The following is a 1292-nucleotide window of genomic DNA, read 5'->3' on the forward strand; positions in this document are numbered from 1 at the left end:
ATAGATCAGCACGTTGCGGCATAGAATAAGCTGAAAGGCGTTGAAAGAAGCGTCGCTCACCAGATTGTGCGAAGCAAAGACAATGCGCTCCTGCAAACTGGAATTGAGCTTCACCCAATTGTAGTTTGCCGTATAATAGGATGAAAAATCCGCCTTGCCGCCCGAAAGCTGATAATTCTCAACATAGGACTTAAGGTTTGCCATGGGAATAACAGCCCTCTTTGCCTGTTCGAGCACGGTAGGATTAATATCAGTGGCATAGATCAATGATTTGTGCAGCAATTTGGCTTCCTGAAGCAGGATAGCTAGGGAATAGGCCTCCTCCCCCGTGGCACAGCCCGCAATCCAAATGCGGATAAAGGGCGAAGTCCCCAATTTGGGGAGAATTTCATGCCGGAGATGTGCAAAAAAGCTGGGATCGCGAAACATTTCGGTTACATTGACCGTCATCTTTTCGACAAATCGCTGCAGGTAATCCGGATCATGGACAACGCGATAGCGCAGTTCGGCGAAACTCGCAAAATTGTCCAGCAGGCAAAGCTGGTTGAGCCGGCGCGAAAGGGAAGCTTTCGTATAATGCGTAAAATCGTAGCCATAGAGACGCTCCACATCTTCCATCAGGATCATCACCTGCTCTTGGCTTACAATCTTTTTGCCCGCTGTCATCCGGCTATTTCTGTTATCATCTGTACCAAAAGTTCAATATCGATCGGCTTGGATATATAACCATTAGCGCCTGCGGCGAGGCATTTTTCGCGGTCGCCGGTCATGGCCTGTGCCGTCACCGCAATAATAGGCAGTTCATTGGCGTTCCACGATCTGCGGATCAGCTGGGTTGCCTCATAGCCGTCTATCTCGGGCATCATCATGTCCATCAGGACAAGGCCAATGCCCGCATAATCCCGCAGCTGGGCAAGCCCCTCTGCCGCAGAAAGACAGCCCATTGCCTGAAAACCTCGTGATTTCAAGGCCAATCTCAACGCAAATATATTGTTCTGATCGTCGTCGATAATCAATACGATTTTATTTTTATCCATGCTCTTTATATATTGCCTTATTATTTATTGGTCTACCATTATTCATACATCCACACCCGCAGCAGGGAAAGGAGCTGATCGATATCTACCGGTTTGGATATATAATCAGACGCGCCTGCAGCGATACATTTCTCGCGGTCTCCCATCATCGATTTTGCTGTGACGGCAATGATAGGCATATCCTCATAACTTGGATTATTTCGGATCGAAGCAATCGTTTCGTAACCATCCATCTCCGGCATCATCATATCCATC

The 1292-nt window shown here is 47.8% G+C and carries 3 protein-coding genes; all 3 read right to left on the reverse strand.

Features of this window, described 5'->3' with window-relative positions; all coding sequences use genetic code 11:
• Positions 1-618 (reverse strand): CheR family methyltransferase (locus tag B3C94_RS20680; protein WP_293907365.1); only part of this gene is annotated, 618 nt, incomplete at its 3' end.
• A 44-nt stretch (positions 619-662) separates the two neighbouring features.
• A complete protein-coding gene (locus B3C94_RS20685) occupies positions 663-1037 on the reverse strand; it encodes a response regulator (RefSeq protein ID WP_293907284.1) in 375 nt (124 codons plus the stop codon).
• 38 nt (positions 1038-1075) lie between these two features.
• Positions 1076-1292: response regulator (locus B3C94_RS20690; protein WP_293907286.1), on the reverse strand; the 217-nt coding region annotated here is incomplete at its 5' end.

The organism is Sphingobacterium sp. UBA5670 (assembly GCF_002420705.1).
Taxonomy (GTDB): domain Bacteria; phylum Bacteroidota; class Bacteroidia; order Sphingobacteriales; family Sphingobacteriaceae; genus Sphingobacterium.

Coding starts and splice junctions, on each gene's coding strand:
- B3C94_RS20685 (WP_293907284.1), bottom strand. CDS start 1,037: ATGGATAAAAATAAAATCGTATTGATTATCGACGACGATCAGAACAAT.